The organism is Alistipes intestinihominis (genome assembly GCF_040095975.1).
Lineage (GTDB): Bacteria > Bacteroidota > Bacteroidia > Bacteroidales > Rikenellaceae > Alistipes > Alistipes senegalensis.
Window position 1 is genome coordinate 34,736 of sequence record NZ_JBBMFL010000020.1, and the last position, 21,995, is coordinate 56,730.

22 protein-coding genes, 1 tRNA gene and 1 pseudogene are annotated in these 21,995 nt (G+C 59.4%); 10 read left to right on the forward strand and 14 right to left on the reverse strand.

The window, feature by feature from the left end:
* Nucleotides 1–22 precede the first annotated feature (22 nt).
* Nucleotides 23–1,969 carry a fumarate reductase/succinate dehydrogenase flavoprotein subunit gene (locus tag WMO46_RS13950; RefSeq protein WP_019149496.1) on the forward strand — a complete coding sequence of 649 codons (1,947 nt, stop codon included), beginning with the start codon at nucleotides 23–25 and terminating at the stop codon, nucleotides 1,967–1,969.
* A gap of 38 nt (nucleotides 1,970–2,007) precedes the next feature.
* Nucleotides 2,008–2,751 (forward strand): succinate dehydrogenase/fumarate reductase iron-sulfur subunit, encoded by a 744-nt coding sequence (locus tag WMO46_RS13955; RefSeq protein ID WP_015548041.1) that lies wholly within the window; start codon nucleotides 2,008–2,010, stop codon nucleotides 2,749–2,751.
* Nucleotides 2,752–3,281: 530 nt separating this feature from the next.
* Here the strand turns inward: WMO46_RS13955 and WMO46_RS13960 are convergent.
* Genes WMO46_RS13960 through WMO46_RS13975 form a run of 4 tightly spaced genes read right to left on the reverse strand, consistent with a single transcriptional unit; the run spans nucleotide 3,282 to nucleotide 5,529 of the window.
* The gene (locus tag WMO46_RS13960) at nucleotides 3,282–3,764 is read right to left on the reverse strand and encodes a DUF4252 domain-containing protein (RefSeq protein ID WP_129650620.1); all 483 of its coding nucleotides are present in this window, start codon (nucleotides 3,762–3,764) and stop codon (nucleotides 3,282–3,284) included.
* A 12-nt stretch (nucleotides 3,765–3,776) separates the two neighbouring features.
* Nucleotides 3,777–4,601, reverse strand: a complete 825-nt coding sequence (locus WMO46_RS13965; RefSeq protein WP_129650621.1) for an outer membrane beta-barrel protein — start codon at nucleotides 4,599–4,601, stop codon at nucleotides 3,777–3,779.
* Nucleotides 4,602–4,613: 12 nt separating this feature from the next.
* Nucleotides 4,614–5,036: a hypothetical protein gene (locus WMO46_RS13970; protein WP_196017859.1), complete on the reverse strand. Its 423-nt coding sequence runs from the start codon at nucleotides 5,034–5,036 to the stop codon at nucleotides 4,614–4,616.
* The gene (locus WMO46_RS13975; RefSeq protein ID WP_019149492.1) at nucleotides 5,011–5,529 is read right to left on the reverse strand and encodes an RNA polymerase sigma factor; all 519 of its coding nucleotides are present in this window, start codon (nucleotides 5,527–5,529) and stop codon (nucleotides 5,011–5,013) included. The genes WMO46_RS13970 and WMO46_RS13975 overlap by 26 nt, the downstream gene beginning before the upstream one ends.
* Nucleotides 5,530–5,745: 216 nt before the next feature.
* Here WMO46_RS13975 and WMO46_RS13980 point away from each other — a divergent pair, with 216 nt between their 5' ends.
* From WMO46_RS13980 to WMO46_RS14010, 7 genes are all read left to right on the forward strand, one after another.
* The gene (locus WMO46_RS13980) at nucleotides 5,746–6,273 is read left to right on the forward strand and encodes a PspC domain-containing protein (protein ID WP_019149491.1); all 528 of its coding nucleotides are present in this window, start codon (nucleotides 5,746–5,748) and stop codon (nucleotides 6,271–6,273) included.
* A 12-nt stretch (nucleotides 6,274–6,285) separates the two neighbouring features.
* Nucleotides 6,286–6,495, forward strand: coding sequence for a PspC domain-containing protein (locus WMO46_RS13985; RefSeq protein ID WP_019149490.1), 210 nt, complete (start codon nucleotides 6,286–6,288; stop codon nucleotides 6,493–6,495).
* Between the two features lie 4 nt (nucleotides 6,496–6,499).
* Nucleotides 6,500–6,829 (forward strand): PadR family transcriptional regulator, encoded by a 330-nt coding sequence (locus tag WMO46_RS13990; RefSeq protein ID WP_019149489.1) that lies wholly within the window; start codon nucleotides 6,500–6,502, stop codon nucleotides 6,827–6,829.
* 32 nt (nucleotides 6,830–6,861) lie between these two features.
* Nucleotides 6,862–7,659 (forward strand): GIN domain-containing protein, encoded by a 798-nt coding sequence (locus WMO46_RS13995; RefSeq protein WP_349094539.1) that lies wholly within the window; start codon nucleotides 6,862–6,864, stop codon nucleotides 7,657–7,659.
* 21 nt (nucleotides 7,660–7,680) lie between these two features.
* Nucleotides 7,681–9,003, forward strand: a complete 1,323-nt coding sequence (locus WMO46_RS14000; protein WP_019149487.1) for a PspC domain-containing protein — start codon at nucleotides 7,681–7,683, stop codon at nucleotides 9,001–9,003.
* Between the two features lie 122 nt (nucleotides 9,004–9,125).
* Complete coding sequence (gene pfkA / locus WMO46_RS14005; protein ID WP_019149486.1) at nucleotides 9,126–10,106, forward strand: 6-phosphofructokinase; 981 nt, start codon at nucleotides 9,126–9,128, stop codon at nucleotides 10,104–10,106.
* Nucleotides 10,107–10,129: 23 nt separating this feature from the next.
* Entirely contained in the window at nucleotides 10,130–11,131 is a 1,002-nt protein-coding gene (locus WMO46_RS14010) for an adenosine kinase (RefSeq protein ID WP_129650627.1), read from the forward strand.
* Between the two features lie 61 nt (nucleotides 11,132–11,192).
* Here WMO46_RS14010 and WMO46_RS14015 read toward each other — a convergent pair whose 3' ends face one another.
* Complete coding sequence (locus WMO46_RS14015; RefSeq protein ID WP_302588435.1) at nucleotides 11,193–12,098, reverse strand: glycosyltransferase family 2 protein; 906 nt, start codon at nucleotides 12,096–12,098, stop codon at nucleotides 11,193–11,195.
* A gap of 66 nt (nucleotides 12,099–12,164) precedes the next feature.
* Between WMO46_RS14015 and WMO46_RS14020 the strand changes: the two genes are divergently transcribed.
* Nucleotides 12,165–14,183, forward strand: coding sequence for a protein-disulfide reductase DsbD family protein (locus WMO46_RS14020; protein ID WP_349094540.1), 2,019 nt, complete (start codon nucleotides 12,165–12,167; stop codon nucleotides 14,181–14,183).
* Nucleotides 14,184–14,348: 165 nt separating this feature from the next.
* Here the strand turns inward: WMO46_RS14020 and WMO46_RS14025 are convergent, their stop codons facing one another.
* The 9 genes and pseudogenes from WMO46_RS14025 to WMO46_RS14065 form a co-directional block, all read right to left on the reverse strand.
* Entirely contained in the window at nucleotides 14,349–15,647 is a 1,299-nt protein-coding gene (locus WMO46_RS14025; RefSeq protein ID WP_349094541.1) for a leucine-rich repeat domain-containing protein, read from the reverse strand.
* A complete protein-coding gene (locus WMO46_RS14030; protein ID WP_349094542.1) occupies nucleotides 15,644–15,910 on the reverse strand; it encodes a hypothetical protein in 267 nt (88 codons plus the stop codon). Before WMO46_RS14030 ends, WMO46_RS14025 begins: the two co-directional genes overlap by 4 nt.
* Nucleotides 15,911–16,500: 590 nt before the next feature.
* A tRNA-Met gene (locus WMO46_RS14035) sits at nucleotides 16,501–16,576 on the reverse strand.
* Nucleotides 16,577–16,713: 137 nt separating this feature from the next.
* Nucleotides 16,714–18,495 (reverse strand): (Fe-S)-binding protein, encoded by a 1,782-nt coding sequence (locus WMO46_RS14040; RefSeq protein ID WP_349094543.1) that lies wholly within the window; start codon nucleotides 18,493–18,495, stop codon nucleotides 16,714–16,716.
* Between the two features lie 2 nt (nucleotides 18,496–18,497).
* Nucleotides 18,498–18,833 (reverse strand): 4Fe-4S dicluster domain-containing protein, encoded by a 336-nt coding sequence (locus WMO46_RS14045; RefSeq protein ID WP_015547654.1) that lies wholly within the window; start codon nucleotides 18,831–18,833, stop codon nucleotides 18,498–18,500.
* A gap of 2 nt (nucleotides 18,834–18,835) precedes the next feature.
* The gene (locus WMO46_RS14050) at nucleotides 18,836–19,843 is read right to left on the reverse strand and encodes an FAD-dependent oxidoreductase (protein ID WP_195497449.1); all 1,008 of its coding nucleotides are present in this window, start codon (nucleotides 19,841–19,843) and stop codon (nucleotides 18,836–18,838) included.
* Complete coding sequence (locus WMO46_RS14055; protein WP_129650633.1) at nucleotides 19,843–20,934, reverse strand: CoB--CoM heterodisulfide reductase iron-sulfur subunit B family protein; 1,092 nt, start codon at nucleotides 20,932–20,934, stop codon at nucleotides 19,843–19,845. The genes WMO46_RS14050 and WMO46_RS14055 overlap by 1 nt, the downstream gene beginning before the upstream one ends.
* 2 nt (nucleotides 20,935–20,936) lie before the next feature.
* The gene (locus WMO46_RS14060; RefSeq protein WP_019149476.1) at nucleotides 20,937–21,635 is read right to left on the reverse strand and encodes a 4Fe-4S dicluster domain-containing protein; all 699 of its coding nucleotides are present in this window, start codon (nucleotides 21,633–21,635) and stop codon (nucleotides 20,937–20,939) included.
* A gap of 180 nt (nucleotides 21,636–21,815) precedes the next feature.
* A pseudogene (locus tag WMO46_RS14065) lies at nucleotides 21,816–21,995 on the reverse strand (hypothetical protein); the annotation flags it as partial.

The following is a 21,995-nucleotide window of genomic DNA, read 5'->3' on the forward strand; positions in this document are numbered from 1 at the left end:
GAACAATAAACACACAAACGATATGGCTTTCAAATTAGATGCTAAAATTCCCGCCGGGACGCTCGCCGAAAAGTGGAGCAACCACAAGACGGCGATCAAGGTCGTAAGTCCCGCCAACAAGCGCAAACTCGACATCATCATCGTCGGCACGGGTCTGGGCGGCGCCTCCGCAGCCGCTTCGCTCGGCGAACTGGGCTACAACGTCAAGGTGTTCTGCATCCAGGACTCGCCCCGCCGCGCCCACTCGATCGCAGCCCAGGGCGGTATCAACGCCGCCAAGAACTACCAGAACGACAACGACTCGGTCTACCGGCTCTTCTACGATACGATCAAGGGCGGCGACTACCGCGCCCGCGAGGCCAACGTCTACCGTCTGGCCGAGGTCTCCAACCTCATCATCGACCAGTGCGTCGGCCAGGGCGTTCCTTTCGCCCGCGAGTACGGCGGCCTGCTGGCCAACCGTTCGTTCGGCGGCGCGCAGGTTTCGCGTACGTTCTACGCCCGCGGCCAGACGGGCCAGCAGCTCCTGCTGGGCGCCTATGCGGCCCTCAACAAGGAGATCGCAGCCGGCACGGTGAAGAGCTACCCGCGCCACGAGATGCTGGACATCGTCATCGAGGACGGCGAAGCCAAGGGCATCATCGCCCGCAACCTCGTGACGGGCGAGATCGAACGCCACGGCGCACACGCCGTCGTGATCGCCACGGGCGGCTACGGCAACGTCTTCTTCCTTTCGACCAACGCTATGGCGTCGAACGGCTCGGCCGCATTCCAGTGCTACCGCAAGGGCGCCGGCTTTGCCAACCCCTGCTTCACGCAGATCCACCCCACCTGCATCCCCGTTCACGGCGACCAGCAGTCGAAGCTGACGCTGATGTCGGAGTCGCTGCGCAACGACGGCCGCATCTGGGTTCCCAAGAAACTCGAAGACGTGAAGGCGCTCCGTTCGGGTGCCAAGAAACCCTCGGACATCGCCGAGGAGGACCGCGACTACTACCTGGAGCGCCGCTACCCGGCCTTCGGTAACCTCGTGCCGCGCGACGTGGCTTCGCGTGCCGCCAAGGAGCGCTGCGACGCAGGCTTCGGCGTGAACGAGACAGGTCTGGCCGTATTCCTCGACTTCAAGACCGCCATCGAGCGTCTGGGCAAGGATATTATCAAACAGCGTTACGGCAACCTCTTCGACATGTACGAGGAGATCACCGACGTGAGCCCCTACGAGCAGCCGATGCAGATTTTCCCCGCCGTGCACTACACGATGGGCGGCATCTGGGTTGACTACAACCTGATGACCACCATCCCGGGCCTCTACGCCATCGGCGAGGCCAATTTCTCGGACCACGGCGCGAACCGTCTGGGCGCTTCGGCCCTGATGCAGGGTCTGGCCGACGGATACTTCGTCCTGCCCTACACCATCGGCGACTACCTCGCGCACAAGATTCAGGCCCCGAAGGTGAAGACCGACACCAAGGCTTTCGACGAAGCCGAGAAGGGCGTCCGGGAGAAGATCGCCAAACTGCTCGCCATCAACGGCAAACAGTCGGTGGACGACATCCACAAGAAGCTGGGCCACATCATGTGGGAGAACGTCGGCATGGCCCGCACGAAGGAGTCGCTCGAAAAGGCCATCGCCGAGATTCAGGCGCTCCGCAAGGAGTTCTGGAAGGACGTGAAGGTCGTCGGCAAGGAGAACGACTTCAACGTCGAGCTCGAAAAGGCGCTGCGTCTGGCCGACTTCCTCGAACTGGGCGAACTGATGGCCCGCGACGCCCTCAACCGCGAGGAGTCGTGCGGCGGCCACTTCCGCTCGGAGCACCAGACCGAGGAGGGCGAAGCCAAGCGCGACGACGAGAACTTCGTATACGCCGCCGTATGGGAGTACAAAGGCATGGACGAGGCTCCGGAGCTCACGAAAGAGCCCCTGAACTTCGAGTTCGTGCACCCCGCACAGCGCAACTACAAAGACTAAGGCCATTTGACGTTGAACTTTAATATCGAATCGAAACTATGAATTTTACATTAAAGATATGGCGTCAAAAGGACGCTAAATCCAAGGGGGCGTTCGAGAGCTACAAGGTGGAGAACATCTCGGCCGACACCTCGTTCCTCGAAATGCTCGACATCCTGAACAACAACCTCATCCACGAGGGCAAGGAGCCCGTGGCCTTCGACCACGACTGCCGCGAGGGCATCTGCGGCATGTGCTCGCTGCACATCGACGGACAGGCCCACGGCCCCAGCCAGGGCGCCACGACCTGCCAGATCTACATGCGCAAGTTCAAGGACGGTGCGACGATCACCATCGAGCCGTGGCGCTCGGCGGCGTTCCCCGTCATCAAGGACCTCGTGGTGAACCGCTCGGCATACGACCAGATTCTGCAAGCCGGAGGCTTCATCTCGGTGCGCACGAACTCGGTGCCCGACGCCAACGCCATTCCGATCTCGCAGGCCGACGCCGAAGAGTCGATGGACGCCGCCGCCTGCATCGGCTGCGGAGCCTGCGCCGCCACGTGCAAGAACGGTTCGGCCATGCTGTTCGTCGCTGCCCGCGTGTCGTCGCTCGCCAAGCTGCCGCAGGGCCGCGTGGAGGGTGCTCGCCGTGCCAAGGCGATGGTCGCCAAGATGGACGAACTGGGCTTCGGCAACTGCACCAACACGGGTGCCTGCCAGGCCGAATGCCCCAAGCAGATTTCCATCGCGCATATCGCCCGTCTGAACCGCGAGTTCCTTTCGGCCAAGTTCGAAGACTAACGACCGCCGACAGCGATAATACCAAGGGCCGGACGCAATGTCCGGCCCTTTTCTCTTTCGGGCGATATGCGCAGAGCGCATCCATATCGACAAACCCTCCCGGCCTCCCTTTGAAAAGGGAGGAGACTGACCCGTCTGAACCGCGAGTTCCTCTCGGCGAAGTTCGAAGACTAAAAACCGCCGAAGGTGATAAGACCAAGGGGCCGGACGCAAAAGGTCCGGCCCTTTTCTCTTTCGGGCGATATGCGCAGAGCGCATCCATATCGACAAACCCTCCCGGCCTCCCTTTGAAAAGGGAGGAGACTGACCCGTCTGAACCGCGAGTTCCTTTCGGCGAAGTTCGAGGACTAAGAACCGCCAAAGGTGATAAGACCAAGGGCCGGACGCAATGTCCAGCCCTTTTTTCGACGGGTATAGCGAGGATTGGGAGCGCAGAACAGGATAGTCAGCGTGAAAACCCGCAACCGCCCACAACACGGGCTTTTTAAGCCCGTGTTTTTGGGTACCTTTTGACATCAAAAGGTACAAAGCTATTTCTTCGGCCGGATCGTCGAGAGGCGTGCGACCTGCTTGAGGTCGAACTTGCCGTAGATGTTCACCACGACCGTCTCTTTCGCACCGCAGGTCAGCATCAGCAGCTCCGAATTATCGGTGACCGACGCCTCGCGGATGTAGAATTTCGTGGTCTGCCCCTCTTCGGTCCCCGACATCACCAGCTGGAATTCGAGGTCCGGATCGGCGGCCAGTCTCTCCGCGTCGGCGACGAACTGCGCTCCGTCGCCCTTGTCGAGCGACACGATGCGGATATACTCAATGCCCCCGAGCAATTCGGCCAATCCCCTGTCGCCCTTTTCAGCCGCCTGACGGCTCATCATCCGCATCATCTTCCGCTCCAGCTGGATGCTGGTGAAGCCCTCGGCCTTCGTGTAGCGGTCGAAGAATCTCCACGAGGCGTTCTGCCCCCGAACCAGGAACGGCAACAGGACCAGCAGGATCAACAGCAATCGTTTCATGGCCGCGAGTTTTTACATGAAGACGCAGACTCCCAACGACAGCGGATGGCAGGAGGGTCCCGCGCTGCTCTTGAAAAGCCGCGTCACGCCGTAACGGACATAGACGCCGACCCCGTGGTAAGAGACCGAGCCCCCGACCCCGAACTGGACGGGATTCAACCCGGAGAGGGAGTTCTTCACCTTCGGCTTCTTGTAGATCGCATTGGACCCGAGCGTGAAATCGCAGTACCCCACGACCGCGATGCGCAGCTTCCGGACCGGATCGAACGAGAATTGCAGCGGAATGCCCAGCGAGGTGGTGCGGAGTTTCGACTTGTCGGCCCTTTCATCCAGCGTCACGGGCACGATCAGACCGTCCTCACGGCCCAGCGTGATCGTGTTGTCCGAAAGGCGGTAGTTGTTGACCGTATAGCGCAGACCGGTCGCAAACTCGAATTTTCCCCGTCTGTCCAGACGCACCGCCAGCCCGATGGGCGTCACGCCGAAGTGGAACGAATTGCCGGCCCGCAAATCGAGAAAATCCGCCGTCTCGGCAGGATAACCCGCATAATCGACACCCGTGAGGAGATTGAAACCCATCTCGATCCCGTCGAACAGCAGCCCCTTGACCCGCGAGTGCGAGCGGGATTTCTGCGACGAACCGCGGTGCGGCGCCTGCCCGAGCGTGATTCCGAAGCCCGCCACTTCGAGAACCATATCGTTCCCGTCGGCGGCGCGGCGCATGGTGACCGGCCCCGTATCGACATCCCCGATCCGCCGGAGGGAATCCGCCGGCTGCGCCGAGGCGCACAGCCCCGGCAACATGAAAACACCCAAAAGAATAAGCAATCTGTTCATGGCATATCGTTTTTAATTGTTCTCTATCAGTTCGTCCACCATCCGCCCCGACTCCTCCAAAGCGGAGAACGATTCGAGATAGACCGTCGTTTGCATGGCCACCTCCGCGTCGTACACCGCCACCCCGTCGATATAGCAGTAGGGCTTGCGCAGCAGGTCGGCGCAGACGAAAATCCCGAGCACGACGGCTGCCGCCGCGGCAATTCCCCAAAGCGGCGCCATGCGCCGTATCCGGCGGGGCTTCCAGCGTTCCGGGGAACGCTCCCCGGCCAGCGCGTCCAGTCCGCCGAACAGGGTCCGCACCTCCCGCAGCGACTCCGGCACGTCGGCCGCCCGCCGCATCCATTCGCGCAATTCGCGCTCCTCCGCATCGGTCGCCTGCGCTGCGAACCAGCGCTCCGCGAGCCGTTCAATCCGTTCTTGCCGTTCGTTCATCGTCCGTCATTTTTTTCAGTACCTCTCGCAATCCGTTGCGGGCGCGGGAGAGGATCACGCGCACCTGCGCTTCGTCGCAGCCGACCATCCCGGCGATCTCGCGGGTGGAGTAGCCCTCTATATCCTTCAGGTGGAGCACCTCCCGCTGGCGTCCGGGGAGGCAGGCCAGCGCCCGCCGCACCAGTTCGCGCATCTCCCAGCGGTCGGCCTCGGCAGCCGCCGAACGCTCCGTCCACCCCGCCACCGCATCGTCCCGGCGGCCTGCGGCCCGCTGCCGGCGCAGCAGGTCGAGACAACGGTTGCGCACGGCGGTCATCACGAAGGAATCGACCCGGCGGCACCCTTCCAGCCGCCCCCGCTCGCGCCACAGACGCTCCAGCAGATCGTGTACGGCATCTTCCGCCTCGGCCGGCGAAAGCAGCAGGCTTTGGGCGTAACGGAACATGCGGTCGCGGAGCGGCAGGACAAGCGAGGTGAATTCGGACTCCTTCATTGTATCTGTAAGACGAAGCTGAGGGGCGAAACGCAACAATGCGAACCCAAATATCGGAATTTTTTCACCGAATATCCCCCGTTTCATGGACGGAGGCTCATTTTTTCGAAAAAATTCAGTACTTTGTATTGCATAATACTAAAATCCGTATTATATTTGCATTATCAAAATAGTAGGAATCGCAAGACATCCGACTGCGACAACACTTAGACGACTATGAAAGAGACTGTAAACGCGAACATCGGCTCCCTGGCATTCACCCTCGACGAGGATGCCTACCGGGCGCTGGGCAACTATTTCGACGACATCCGCCGCCGTCTGCCCGAGGACGACGCCGAAACGATGAGCGACATCGAAACGCGCGTGGCGGAGATCTTCCGCGAGAAGGTCGCGTCGCCCATGCGGGTCATCACGCTCGACGTGGTCCGCGCGACGATGGAGCAGATGGGCTCCCCGGCCGACTTCGGAGAGCCCCGCGACGCAGCGCAGGACGGAACGGAACCTGCCGGCGGAGAGTCCTGCGAACCGGCGCCCCGAAGGCTCTACCGTTCGCGCACGGAGCGTTCGATCGCCGGCATCTGCGGCGGACTGGCCGCCTATTTCGACGCCGACCCGACGCTGATCCGCCTCGTGACGCTGCTGCTGATCCTCTTCGGAGGGCTCTCGATCTGGGCCTACATCATCCTCTGGATCGTCATCCCCGAGGAGCCCGCCCGCAAATTCAACATCAACCGCAACCGATAAAAAACCACGAATATGGCAACGAACGACAACAAGCGGTTATTCCGCTCGCAAGACAGCATCATCGCCGGCGTCTGCGCCGGACTGGCCGAATATTTCGGGCTCGACACCTCGCTGGTCCGCATCGGGACCCTGATCCTGATCCTCTTCGGAGGGCTCTCGCTCTGGATCTACATCATCCTCTGGCTGATCGTTCCGAAGGCTCCCAAAAGGTTAAACGCATAGCATCATGGCCGAAGACAACGTAAAAGCGCAGATGCGCAAAGGAATCCTGGAGTACTGCATCCTCGCCATTCTCTCCCGCGAGGATTCGTATGCTCCGAAGATCATCGCCGAACTCAAACAGGCGGAGATGATCGTAGTCGAGGGTACGCTCTACCCGATCCTCACCCGGCAGAAGAACGCCGGACTGCTGACCTACCGCTGGGAAGAGTCGCCGCAGGGTCCGCCCCGCAAGTACTACACGCTCACGGACAAGGGCCGCGAATACCTTGCGACGCTCGACGAGACATGGGACGAACTCGTCGGGCAAATACGGCTCATCCGCCACGGAAAATAACCCAAGATCAACCCTACTAAAAAACATACGCCATGAAAAAAATCCTGCTGACAGCCGTTCTGATCGGAGCCATGTTCTCCATAAGCGCCTATGTCGTCTGCGTCGCAGCGCCGCTGCTGGGCAAAAACATCAAGGGCTGCGGCCATATCGTCACGAAAACCCTTCCCGCCCCCGATTTCGACGCCATCGACGCATCGCGCGCCGTGAAGGTCGTCGTCTCGGCCGGGGCGTCGGACATCCGCATCGAGGCCGACGACAACCTGATCGACCTGGTGGTCGCCGAAACCCGCGGCAAGACCCTCGAAGTGACGCTCGACAAAAAGGCGTCCAACATCCAGAACGCCGACATCACGGTAACCATACCGGCCAACGGCGGGAAGATCCGCTCGCTCAAAGCATCGAGCGCCTCGAAAATCACGAGCGATGCGACGCTCCGGGCCGACAGGTTCACGATCGAGGCTTCGAGCGCCGCCAAGATCAAAGCCGCGGTGGAGGCCGCCTCGTGCTCGATAGACGCTTCGAGCGCGTCGAAAATCAGCGCGGAGGTGAAGGCCGCGACCTGCACGGTCAACGCTTCGAGTGCCTCGAAGATCGCGCTCGCCGGCTCGGCCGAGGATTTCACGGCCGATCTCAGTTCGGCGTCGAAACTCGACGCCGAAAAGTTCACCGCCGTCAATGCCTCCGTCAGCACGTCGAGCGCCGCCAAGGCCGACATAGATTGCAGCGGAAAACTCACGGCCAGCGCATCGAGCGGCTCGTCGATCGGCTACACGGGCGGCTGCCGGACTTCGCTGAGCAAATCGAGCGGCGGCAGCGTCCGCAAAAACTAATCCCCGAAGCACCCGACAACCATGAAAGAGGTTAAAAAATGCAGCATATCGGGCGTGGCGTTCACGATGGACACCGACGCCTACGAAGCTCTCGCGGCCTATCTCGACAGCCTGAAAAAGAGCTATAAGGACACGGCCGACGGCGCGGAGATCGTCGCCGACATCGAGGCGCGCATCGCCGAGCTGATCCTCTCGGCGCAGGACAACACCCGCGTCGTGGAAAAGCCCCTGATCCTGAACATCATTCAGCAGATGGGCTCCGCCGAGGACATCTCCGACCAGGGCGCCGACCGCGACCTGCACTGCGACACCCCGCGCATCCCCCGCCGCCTCTACCGCGACACGGAGAACGCCAAGCTGGGCGGCGTCTGCGCCGGCATCGGCAAGTATTTCGACATCGACCCCGTGTGGGTGCGGCTCGGGCTGTTCCTGCCGCTGCTGCTCACCTGCTTCGGATGGCTTCCTTTCCTGCACTGGTTCAGCCCGATGTTCGGCAACCTGTTCGGCATCTTCCTGATCTGCTATTTCATCATGTGGTTCGCCGTTCCGGCGCCCCGCACGGCACGCCAGAAGCTCGAAATGAACGGCGAGAGAATCACCGCGCAGTCCATCGGCGATGTAACCTCGGCCGCAGCCTGCGCCGACCCCGACGCCCGGGCCAAACCGATCATCGCCGAGGCGGTCTCGGTCTTCGGCAAGGTGGTGCTGATCCTGCTGAAAATCTTCGCCGGATTCCTCGTCTTCGGACTCATCATGGGCGCCTGCGCGCTGATTATCGGGCTTTTCGCCGTCATCGTCGGCGGAGAGAGCCTCTTCGCCCCCGAAATACTGGGCAATACCGTTTCGATCTGGGTCGCAAGCCTCGGCATACTGGCCGTGCTGATTCCGCTGATCCTGCTGATCTACGTGCTGATGTGCCTGATCGCCTCGCGCAAACCCGGCGGCAAGACCGTCCTGGCCATCTTCCTCGTGTGGCTCGCCACGATCATCGCCGTATCGTGCGTAGCGATCCGCGAGAACGTGGGCGACAAGTTCCGCAAGAAGCGCGACGCCATCGAACAGGTGTTCCGGAGCGAGATCGTCATCGACGGCGACACCACGACGCTGGAACGCCTGCTGGAGGATTACGACGACGAGAGCGTGATCGAAGAGGGCCGCAAGACCCTGCATATCGCCGTGCCTTCGAAGTCGATCGACATTACCGTCGATAAGAACCGGGGAAGCCTGCACGTCAACGCCGACGGCCGGGAGGTATCGGTACAGGCCGGAGAAAAAGACGGAAAAGCCTCGGTGAGCATCTCCGCGGGGGAGAAAACCGGCTCCGCGGCCGAAGCCGCGGAATAACCGCAGCGCAGTTTCAAATAAAAAGTTCTCTTCCGACAGGGCGGCATCCTTTTTGGGCCGCCCCTGTTTTTTGAATTTTTTTTGTATCTTTGGACGGTTTTGTCTTAAAAGCAAAGTAAAGTATGGCCGGAATCAAATGTATCGGCATCCTGACCTCGGGCGGCGACGCCCCGGGCATGAACGCCGCAATACGCGCGGTGACGCGCAGCGCGATCTTCAACGGATTCACCGTGAAGGGAATCATGCGCGGATACAAGGGTCTCGTGTTCAACGAGATCGTCGAATTCAAGTCGCAAAGCGTCAGCAACATCATCCAGCTGGGCGGCACGATCCTCAAGACGGCGCGCAGCCAGGAGTTCACCACCCCCGAAGGCCGCAAGGCCGCCTACGACAACATGGTCGCCGCAGGCATCGACGCGCTGGTGGTGATCGGCGGCGACGGTTCGCTGACCGGAGCGGGCATCTTCGCCGAGGAGTTCAACGTGCCGATCGTGGGGCTTCCCGGAACGATCGACAACGACCTGGGAGGAACCGATTCGACGATCGGCTACGACACGGCGCTGAACACCATCATGGAGGCGGTGGACAAACTGCGCGACACGGCGTCGAGCCACGAGCGGCTGTTCTTCGTCGAGGTGATGGGCCACACGGCGGGCTACCTGGCGCTCAACAGCGCCATCGCCACGGGCTCCGAGGCGGCGATCATCCCGGAGATGGAGACCGAGGTAGACCAACTGGCCGAGCTCATCAACCACGGCTTCCGCAAGAGCAAGAACTCGGCGATCGTGATCGTCGCGGAGAACCCCAAGACGGGCGGCGCCACGGCGCTGGCCGAGCGTGTGAAGAAGGAGTTCCCGCAGTACGACGCCCGCGTGACGATTCTGGGACACATCCAGCGCGGCGGCTCGCCGACGGCCGTGGACCGCATCCTCGCCTCGCGCATGGGCGAAGCGGCCATCGAGGCCATTCTCGACGGACAGCGCAACGTGATGATCGGCACGATGAACGGCAAGATCGTCTACGTACCCTTCGCCAAGGCCGTCAAGCACGACAAGGGCATCGACCGCGGCGCGCTGGACCTGGTAAAGATACTGTCGATATAGAAACAACACCCTAACCCGAACAAATGAAACGCGTCATCGGCATCGGCAACGCCCTCACGGACATGCTGGTCAACCTGAAAACCGACTCCGTGCTGGGGAGGTTCAAATTAGCCAAGGGCTCGATGAGCCTCGTGGACACCAAGCTGCAAACCGAAATCTCGAAATCGGTGGCGGGACTCCCCTATTCGCTCTCGCTCGGCGGATCGGCCGGCAACACCATCCGGGCCATGGCGCAGCTGGGATGCAGCGTCGGCTTCATCGGCAAGGTGGGCCCCGACACCACGGGCGATTTCTTCGTGCAGGCGCTGGAGAATCTCGGCATCGAGCCGGTGATCTTCCGCGGCAGGGAGCGTTCGGGCAAATGCGTGTCGCTGATCTCCGCCGACGGCGAGCGCACGATGGTCACCCACCTGGGCGCGGCGCTGGAGCTCTCGGCCCCGGAGATCGAACCGGCGATCTTCGAAGGCTACGACTGTCTCTATGTCGAAGGCTATCTGGTGCAGAACCACGAACTGATCCTCAAAGCCGCCCGCACGGCCAAGGAGTGCGGACTGAAAGTCGCCATCGACTTGGCGAGCTTCAACATCGTCGCCGAAAACCTCGAATTCCTGCGCGGGCTGGTGCGCGACTACGTGGACATCGTCTTCGCCAACGAGGACGAAGCCAAGACCTTCACCTGCGAGGGCGAGCCGCTGAACGCCCTGCAAGCCATTTCGAAGCTGTGCGAACTGGCCGTAGTCAAGATCGGCATCAAGGGGGCGCTCATCAAACAGGGCGACGAGGTCGTGCACGTGGGCATCATGGCCGCGGCCAAGCGCGTGGACACCACCGGAGCCGGGGATTTCTACGCCGCGGGGTTCCTCTCAGGGCTCTGCGACGGGCTTTCGCTCCGCCAGTGCGGCACGATCGGCGCCATCACCGCCGGCAAGGTGATCGAGGTCGTGGGCACGACCTTCGGCGAGGAGGGCTGGAAGGACATCCACCGACTGGTGAACAAGGTCAAGAACGAAAAATATTTGTTTTAAGACAAACGGCCCGAACTTCTGTTCGGGCCGTTTTCATTCGAATATTCGCGGCAGCATATTCCTAATTTTTAATTCCCGATTTCCCGAACAGCCCCCGGCTGATCCCGCTGCGCATGCGCAGCAGCCAGACCGACCTGCGGGGCGGCATCGTCAGGCACAGCCCGAGCGTCGCGGCCCATTTGGCCAGCTCTAGCGCATAAGTCTTCGGCAGCCGGCGATGGATCTGCGCCCGGAAGCGCTGGCTGACGCCGACATTGTAGCTCAGCCGCCGGAAATAGGCCACGGTGAGCTTCGACGGGGGGATGATGTGCCACATCACGGCGTCCGGCACATACCAGATCGTCTCACCGCCCGCAAGGAGCCGCTCGAAAAAGTCGTTCTCCTCGCCGCCGATCAACTCGCCGTTCACGCGCCCCAGCGAAGGGTCGAATCCCCCGTACCCCGCCAGTCCCGCACGCCGGAAGGCCATGTTGCCGCCCCCCGGAACCCGTCCCGCAGGAAACGGACGCACGTCGGAGCCGAAATCCATCGGATTGGCGATCGGCATCTCGACGTATTTCGACATCCAGTCGGGACGCCCCGTCGGATATTCTGCGATGATGCGCCCGCCGGCCACGACGGCTTCGGGATGCGCATCGAAAAAATCGAGATAAGCGCGCAGGAATCCCGGATTCACCCGTTCGTCGTCGTCGATGAAGGCCACCAGCGGCGCCTGCGCCTCCCGCAGCCCCCGGTTGCGGGCATACGACACCCCGGGCCCCGGCTCCGAGACGAGCCGCAGACCGATGTCCGGATGCGCCCCGGCGAACTCCTCGAAACGCATCACGGTGTCGTCCGTGGAGTTGTTGTTTACCACCACGCACTCCCACACGTGCGGCGGCAGGTCCTGACGCACGACCGATTCGAGCGCCGCGACAAGCTGCGCGGCACGGTTATGGGTGGGAATGACGAGCGACAACCGAATCATTGTGCGAATATACTGATTTTCCGCAAAAAACCGTATCTTTACACCCGAATTAAACGCGTTACGACTATGTACAAACTGATTCGCAGCCTGCTGCCGGTCGTCGCGGCGCTCCTCGCCGCCGCAGCCGGAGCGCAGAACGCCGCCTGGACCGGCACGGCGGAGCCCCTCGGGGAGAACGCCTACCGCATCGTGCTCGAAGCGTCGATACCTCAACCCTACCATATGTACGACATGGGACCCTACGAAGACGGTCCCAACGCCACCTCCATCGTCTTCACGCCCGGCGAGGGCGTCACGCTCGAAGGCGGCGTCGAACAGCTCGACACGCCGCACCGCTATTTCGACGAACTGTTCGGCATGGAGATCGGAACCTTCTCCGGCAAGGCCCGCTTCGCCCAGCGGGTGAAGCTCTCCGCGCCGGAATCCTCCGTCAAGGCGCAGATCGAATGGATGCTCTGCGACGACACGAGCTGCATGCCGCCCGACGACACGGAGCTGACCATAGCCATTCCCGCCGGCCCAACGTCCGCGAATACGGCAACAACGGCGGAGCCCGAGAAAACCCCGGCGGCAGAGATCGCCCCCGCGCAAAAGGATGCCGCGGGCGGAGGTACGCTCTGGGCGCTGATTATCGAGGCGATCCTCTGGGGATTCGCCGCCCTGCTCACCCCCTGCGTCTTCCCGATGGTTCCGATGACCGTCTCGTTCTTCATGAAGAGCGCCGGAAGCCCCGCCGCGGGACGCCTGCGCGCCGGCATGTACGGATTCTTCATCGTGGCCCTCTACACGCTGCCCATCGCGGCGATCATTCTTATCACGCGCATCCTCGGCGGCGACGCCGTGACGGCCGACATCTTCAACTGGCTCGCCACGCACTGGCTGCCGAACATCCTCTTCTTCCTCGTGTTCATGGTCTTCGCGGCGTCGTTCTTCGGGGCGTTCGAGATCACCATGCCCTCGTGGATGGTCAACAAAAGCGACTCCAAAGCCGACTCCAAGGGGCTGGCCGGCATCTTCTTCATGGCCCTGACCCTCGTGCTGGTGTCGTTCTCCTGCACGGGTCCCATCGTCGGCTCGGTGCTCATCAAATCCACCGCCGGAGAGTTCTGGACGCCGATCATCACCATGCTGGCATTCTCCCTGGCCTTCGCGCTGCCCTTCACCCTCTTTGCGTTCTTCCCTGCGATGCTCAAGAAACTGCCCAAGAGCGGCGGATGGCTCAACTCGGTGAAGGTCGTGCTGGGATTCATCGAGGTGGCGCTCGGCATGAAATTCCTCTCCGTGGCCGACCAGACCTATCATTGGGGACTGCTCGACCGCGAAATCTACCTCGCCGTGTGGATCGTCACCTTCTCCCTGCTGGGACTCTACCTGCTGGGAAAGATCCGATTCGCCCACGACAGCGACACGCCCTACCTGGGTGTGGGACGCCTCGCGCTGGCCATCGTCACCTTCTCGTTCGTCGTATACCTCATCCCCGGCATGTGGGGAGCCCCCCTCAAAGGACTTTCCGGATACCTCCCGCCGCTCCACACCCAGGACTTCGTCATCGGGCAGGGCGGCCCGGTGTCCACCGGGAACGGAGATGCGCGCATGCTGCTGACCGCCGACGGACGGAAACCCAAGCACAGCGACTTCCTCCATCTGCCGCACGGGCTCGAAGGGTTCTTCGATCTCCCGGAGGCCGAAGCCTATGCCGCAAAGGTCGGAAAGCCGCTCTTCATCGACTTCACGGGACACGGATGCGTCAACTGCCGCGAAATGGAGGCCCGCGTATGGTCCGACCCGCAGGTGCTGGAGATTCTGCGCAACGACTATGTGATCGTCGCGCTCTACTCCGACGACAAGAAGGTGCTCCCCGAGAGCGAGTGGGTCACGACCGATTCGGGGAAAGTGTTGAAAAGCCTCGGCAAAATCAATTCCTATTATGCGTTGAAGACCTTCGGGGTCAACGCGCAGCCCTACTACGTCTTGCAGGGGCGCGACGGGAAGCAGCTCGTGCCGCCGCGCGGGTACGACCTCAGCATCCCCGGATTCGTCGCATTCCTCCGAAGCGGCCTCGAAGCCTACCGCAACGGGCAATAGGCGCTTCGGGCGTATGAAAAAGGCCGCTCGCCGGAGTTAATCGAAGCAGAAAGGGCCCGGGGAAAACAATCCCATTCACTTAAAGTGAATGGGATTGAATATTAGCGCTATTAACGAAGAACACAAGTCTTATTAGTGTTCGATTTACAGTTCCTTATAGCTGCGTTATTCAATAGGTAGGATGTTCTCGAAATAGTAAGCCCAGTCGCTGTCTTTGTATGCTTGAATGCTTTCAGCAGGAACATATAGATTTTCAATAGTACTATCACAAATATAATAATAATATGACGTTGGTGGAACTAAAGCATGGCATGTAACCTTTGTCAGACTCGTACATTGATCAAAAGCATACCCTCCAATCCAAGTTAAACTGGCTGGGAGATGAATCTCGGTCAAACTGGAACAGGACCAAAAAGCACGATCTCCAATCGAAGTTAAACTGGCAGGAAGATGAATCTCGGTCAGGCTGGAACAAAAATTAAAAGTAGCATTTTCAATTGAAGTTAAATTGTCCGGAAGATGAATCTCGGTCAAGCCGGAACAACCACCAAAAGCAGCTCCAATTGAAGTTAAACTGGCAGGAAGATGAATCTCGGTCAAGCTGGAACAGCCTCTAAAAGCAGCCCCTCCAATCGAAGTTAAACTGGCAGGAAGATGAATCTCAGTCAAACTGGAACAGCCACTAAAAACACCCTTCCTAATCGAAGTTAAATTAGCCGGAAGATGAATCTCGGTCAAGCTGGAACAGCCACTAAAAGCAGACTCTCCAATCGAAGTTAAACTGGCTGGGAGATGAATCTCAGTCAGACTGGAGCAGTCATAAAAAGCAGACTCTCCAATTGAAGTTAAATTAGCCGGAAGATGAATCTCGGTCAAGCTGGAACAGCCACTAAAAGCAGACTCTCCAATCGAAGTTAAACTGGCTGGGAGATGAATCTCAGTCAGACTGGAGCAGTCATAAAAAGCAGACTCTCCAATTGAAGTTAAATTAGCCGGAAGATTAATTTCGGTCAGACTGGAACAACCACTAAAAGCAATTGCCGTTAGTGTATTAGGTAATAGAACTGTTGTTAATTGACGGTCTTGGCAAGAAAGGCTTTTTAATTTCAGATTATATCGTAGATCTAATTCTGTTATGGAAGACCCATTCAAACTTAATATCTCTATATTCGGAAATCTTTCAATTCCTTTTACGGATGCACATTCACTATTGATATCAATTTTTCTGGCTGCATTTGCTTCTATTACAGAAACCTTACCATCTTTATTTACATCGAAATTATCATAGCAATATTGCATGAAAATGATATCGTCCATGCAAGAACAAACATCATCCGGGTCCGGTAAATCAGGTAATGGGCTCGGTTTATCGGGTTTGTCTGGATTATTTCCGCTGTCTTCGCTTTTACTGCATCCTACGCCCATCATTATGGCCGCAACAAATAATATGGTTAGTGTTTTCATTTCCGGTATAGTCTAAAATTTATTTCAGTTATCGAAACAACCGTTTTTTCTTCGGTCTTTGAAAGATCACCCAATCCCTCAGTCGAATATTCCGTTCCTAACTTTTTATTGATAAATAGGCAAGCTTGTTGGGTTAAGTCAGATTGCTGCGTGTCGGGAACCACATCTTTAACTGTCAGAAAGACATCCATTGTTTGAAGAGTGACAGGATCAAAGGTTTCTTCGAAACGAAATTCACCATTTTCATAGATCAAATTAATCATTAAAATTTAGATATTTACCCCAGCCAACTCCGAATCGAGGGGATTAAAAAAAGAAAGTGTGGAGTTGTTAGTTTATCTGACAATAGGCATTTGGCGTGGCCCGAGAACAAATAAACAATACCCCACACTTGAGCAGTATATCAAGAATGATATATCTACGCAAGTGATGAGTGTTTGTATTGCTTACCCTTGTTCTCTTAAAATCGCCAAATTTTATTGTCAAGGATAAAAGCTAAACACTTTCATCAATCAATATGTCACTACCCATCGGATAGCACCACAAAGTTAGAAAATGTTTCTTAAAATACAACGCACTCGCGGGGTATTGCAAATGCAAATTTCAGCTAAAAGTTTCTGAAAATCAAGATTGACCTTATAGAATGTTTATCATAACTTTCGGGAAATACCGACGATGATATTTATCGAGTTCCACAAGAAAGTCCCGTCGGAATCTGAAATCCCGGGATTTCAGATTTTGCCCGGTATTCCAACGAACCCCTAAAAGCCCGGCTTTGATTATCTGCCAAGACCTTCAGCCACGTTACAGAAGCTAAAAAAACAGGGGACCGAACATTGCTGTTCGGCCCCTTTGGTAGCGGGAGGAGGACTCGAACCTCCGACCTTCGGGTTATGAGCCCGACGAGCTGCCAACTGCTCCATCCCGCGATATATTTTTCAGATAAGATCTATCGCTATTGCGTATGCAAAGATAAGACGAATTTTTCATTCCGCCAAATTAATTTCGGCAAAATCCGCCCGGCAAGCGACCTGTCGCCTATCTGTCAACCGATTACGGCCTCAAATTATTTTATGGCCGAAACCACGATCTCCGCCAGGTCGCGGATTTCTCCCTTCGTGCCGCGCCCGAGGGCCTTCTTGCAGAGCGGGCAGGCGGTGACGATCACGTCGGCCCCCGTGGCGTCGAGCTCGGCGGCGACTGACTGCGCGATGCGGACCTGCTGGCCGTCGGATATGGCCGTATTGGCCACCGAAGAGCCGCAGCAGAGGGCGTTCTCGCGCGTCGAGGCGGGTTCCAACAATTCGCCCACGGCCTCGATCACGGCCCGCGGCTCGTCGTAAATGCCGCTGCCGCGCCCCAGTTCGCAGGGATCGTGGTAGGTGAAGCGCGTCGCGCCGTGCTCCAGCGCGAGGCGTCCGGCACGGATCAGGCGCAGGATATATTCCGAATGGTGCAGCACCTCGATGCCCGGCAGGCTGTAATCCTCGCGGAAGACTTTGAGGCAGATCGGACACGATGTCACGAGCGTCGTAATGCCGTGCTTGCGGAACAACTCCTCGTTGTAACGCATCATCTTGTGCGCCGAATCGGTTTCGCCGGCCAGTTTGAGCGGACGCCCGCAGCAGACGCCGCCTTCACGGTCGGCCCACCAGACCTCCTCGCCCGCGGCGTCGAAGATCGTCGCCATCGCCGACATCGTGCGCGGCGTCAGCAGGGTCATGCAACCCGCGAAATAGCCCACCTTGCCCTCGCCCGCGGAGCGGTCCAGCCCCTTGAAATAGCCGTAGCGGCGTTCGTCGGGGACGTTGCGCATCTTGTCGCGCGAGTTGACGCGCAGCGTATTGAGGTCGATGTTCACGGGACATTTCTCGGCGCAGCGTCCGCACATCAGGCAGTTGTCGGCCGTTTGCAGGCGCAGCATGTTGTAGCGGCGGTCGCGCAGGAAGTAGACCGACTGCACGTCGTCGATCCCCAGCACGCTCTGCAACTGGCAGGGGTCGATGCAGATGCCGCAGCGCGAGCAGGCTTCGACCTGAAAATTGTCGTAGGAGGACTCCTTTTCGCCCGATTTCAGCCGGTAGTGACGCAGGAAAATCAACGGAATCTCCGTGAAGATGTGCATATAACGCGAGAACGGCAGCGCCACGAAGAAGACCCCGAGACACGACGAGTAGAACCACCACGCCGCGGTTTCGAGATTCATCAGCGGCATCATGCCGATATGCGCGGCCATCCACGCCCCGAGGCCCCCGGTGAGGAATCCCCCGCCGCCGTACAGCGCGCACGTGGCGCTCTCGGCCACCAGACGCGCCGGGAAGATGAACCACAGCGCCGACAGGGCCACGCGGTCGCCCGGAACGTGCTTCGTGGTGCGCCGCAGGCCCATCGCCCGGGAATAGAAGCGCTTGCCCCAGGCCAGCGCCACGCCCGAGAGAACGAACAACAGCAGCAGGTCCATCACGAAATCGAAGACGGGCTTATGCTCCAGTCCCGTGCCGAAATACTTGAAAAAGACGTGTCCCTGCAACGGCACGTAGCGGAATCCGAGATAGGCGATGGTCTCGGCCCACCCCACGGCGATCAGCAGGAACCAGCCGAAGGCCAGCGACATGTGCATATACCCCAGCAGGGGGTTGACCCGGAAGATGCGGCGGTGAAGCAGCGATTCGCTCACCACCTCCCACACCGCGGCCAGGGTGCGGCGCGTGGGTATTCCGAACAGAATCCGTTTCTTGTCGTCGCGGGGCAGCAGCCAGAGCCACTTGCCCCACTTCCACGCCAGCGTGAGGAACATCACCGAGGCGCCGAGGATAAACGGTATGCAGAAAGGTGCGTAGAAAGTCATCGTCAGAAATCTCCCAGTTTACGTTTGATAAGCATCACCACGCCGCGCGTGTTGATGCCCCGCGGGCACACCAGCCGGCATTTGCCGCACAGCATGCACTTGTTCATCTCCTCGTAGGCGCCCTGATACTCGCCGCGGCGCACCAGCGTATGAACCTTGCGGAAATTGAACTCCGTGAGGTTGCCCGCCGTGCAGACCGCCGTGCAGGCCCCGCATCCGATGCAGGTCTGCAACTCGGGCATCTCGCGCAGAATCTCGTCGCTCTTGCGCAGGTTGTTGCGGTCGATGTCGATGGCCCGGGGCTTGGAGATGGTATATCCGAAATTGATCGCCGCCATGATTACATCCCCACGTATTTGGCCGCGGCATCGGCCGCGACGATCCCTTCGTTCAGCGATTCGCCGATGTTCTTGGGCGCGGTGACGGTCCCGGCGTAGAAAATACCCTCGACGTTGCTCTTCACGTTGTTCAGAAACATGTCGCGCGGAGCCATGAAGCCGCTCGGAGCGCGGTTCAGTCCAGCACCCTCGGCGAAAGCGGCGTTGTCGTCGTTGGCCCGCATGCCGACGATCAGCACGAGCATATCGACGCTCATGCGCAGAGGACGGCCCGTCAGCGTGTCCTCGGCCTTGATCTGCACCCGGCCGTCGATCGTCGGGCTGGCCTCCGAGATACGCCCGCGCAGAAAATGGATGTTGTATTTCTGCTGCGCCTCGCGGTACATCTCCTCATAGCCGGGGCCGAACATGCGGATGTCCATGTAGAAATTGAAGACATCGGCTTCGGGGAAGAGCCGCTTCATCTCCATAGCCTGCTTCACGCCCGTGATGCAGCACACTTTCGAACAGTGCTGCTGGCACACCTTCTCGTCGCGCGAACCCACGCAGTGCAGAAACGCGATGCGCTTGGGACGCGATCCGTCGGCCCGGGCCACGCGGCCTTCGTTGAGCATGCGCTCGATGTCCACCGTCGTGAAAACGTTGTCGTAGATGCCGTAGCCGTACTCCTCCTTGATCGAGGCGTCGAAGAGCGTGAAGCCCGACGCCACCACCACCGAATCGCACGTCAGCATCCGTCCGTCGGCGAGCAGCACGCCGCCCGCCGTGAATCCCTTGGCCTCGGCGGAGGTCAGCACCTCGATGCCGCTCTCGTTGACCCTCCGGCGCAGCTCGGTCAGCACCTCCTGCGCGGGCGTGAACGACGGGAACAGCACGTGCCACCCCCGGAGCTTGCCGCCCAGTTCGGGCTCCTTCTCGATGATCGTGGGCTCGACGCCCTGCTCCGCCAGACGCAGGGCCGTCTGCATGCCTGCGACGCCGCCGCCTATGACTATTACCTTCTTCTTCATTACTCTCTGATGTCGTAAATGGTATCCGTCGGACAGCAGTTCACCACCGCCGACGCGGGTTTTCCGATATATTTTCCGTTCCGGCCGAGATACTTGGCCGCGGGATCGTACTCGATGCCCATCTTGTCCAGCAGGGGTTCCACATCGACCTGGTGCATCTGCATCCCCAGCTCCCAGGGGTCGTAGCCCAGCACCAGCCCGGCCATCTCCTCGTAGGTCAGCACCGGGATGCCGTGGCCGTTCTGGCCGTAGGTCGTGCCCTCCATCTCGGCGATGGCGTACTGCCACTTGTCGAGGAACATCGCGCAGCCGGGGCAGTTGGCCACGATGAAATCGGGCTTGTAGGGGGCCATGCTCTCCAGCTTCTTGTGCGAATTGGCGATCGAATAGCCGCGGTTGGCCTGCACGAGGTAGTTGCGGAATCCGAATCCGCAGCAGTGGCGGCGTTCGGGGTAATCCACGCACTCGCCGCCCCACGACTCGACCATGCCGGCCAGCACATAGGGAAATTCCGATCCTCCGATGCCCGATTTCGGGAATATCTTGGCGTAGTGGCAGCCGATGTGCTCCACGACTTTCAGCGGTTCACCCGTGACGGCGTTCACCAGCCGTTTTTTGGCCCGCGCGGCGATCTCCTCGCGGAAGTGGAACACAACGTCCGACGTGTGGGCCAGGCTCGCGGGCTTCCGGAACTCGCGTTTGGTGGCTTTCCAAAGGTTCTCGCGGGCCTTCTCCTCCGTCTCGGGGAACTCGTTCCACGTAGCCAGAATCTCCGTGTACACGCCGAAGGAGGTGATGCACGAAGTCACGAGATTCTCGTACCCCGCTTCGTTCATCAGCGCGAACTGCCGCGCCACGACGGTCATAATGGTCTCCAGCGGCACGATGTCCGAGTGATACCCGATGCCCGTGCACGACGAGTGTTTGGGGTCGTCCAGCAGGTCTTTCCCCAGGTCGTTGTGCAGCATGTCGATAAAGAGCTTCTCGCTTCCGGGGAAGAAATTCTGCCGGATGCAGCTGCGCGCATAGTAATAGCGGTCGTCGGCGATCTCCTTCTGATAGTCCTGCCAACTCTTTCGTTTCATCGTCATCGTCAATAATGTTCGTTGCTGTTCGAAAGGAAGACATCCATCATGTACTGCTGGTCGGCGCCCTCCTCGTAGCCCATTTCGCGGGCCTTGCGGTCGGAGTGCTGCTCGATGGTGTCGAACATCTCGCTGCCGCCGCTGACCTTGAATATCTCGTTGATCTCGGCGAGCGACTCCTCGTCCAGCCGGCGCAGGGCCCCGGCGCCGTGACGCATGTAGACGGGCGTGAACTGGCCGTAGATCTCCTTGTCGTTGTCGTAAATCCATTTCCAGACGGTGCCCTGCTCGGGGTGCAGTTCGGGTTTCACCAGCCGCGGCACGATGCAGTAACCCGTGCGGAGAATGTTCTCGCCGATGATGCGCTTCAGGGCCAGTTGCTGACGGCCCTTTTCGCTCTCGACGAAGAACCCGAGCTTCTGCGACAGCGTGCGAAGCGCCTGGATCACATACCCCGGGGTATTGCCCCGCGGACAGCGCGGACGGCACGACATGCACTCGCCGCAATACCAGATCGTATCGCTTTTGAGCAGCTCCTCGATGGCGTCGTCGTCGCGCGTCTGAACGATGCAGACGATCTGCCGCGGATCGTAGTTGTAGAACTCCGCCGCGGGGCAGACGCCCGTACAAACGCCGCAGTTCATGCACGCATGAAGGCCCTCCTTCATCCGCACGTCTTCCATGAGCATGTCGAAATATTTTCCCATACCTATATACAAAAAAACCTTTGCAGTGCAAAGGTAGGGAATCCCGGCGGGTCGCAGGGTGGTATAAATGCGTAAAAATACGAAAGACAGCGACAATGTTTCACAACATGGTCGCTGCCACAGAGCAAGTCCGTAAATTCAATGCGCGGTCCTGACTCCGGTTCGCCTTATCAAGGTCTTCTATGCCGGATTTTCGCCTTCGGGGAGGCTTTCCGGCTCCCGGTGCAGGCAGTCGATCGCCTTCAGCCGCTCGTAGTCTTCGCGCAGCTCAGCGATGATCCGTCGGTTGCAGCGGGCGATCTGTGCGCCCAGCGTATTCATCTCTTCGGGACTGAATCCGTACTGCGCAGCCGTTTCGGG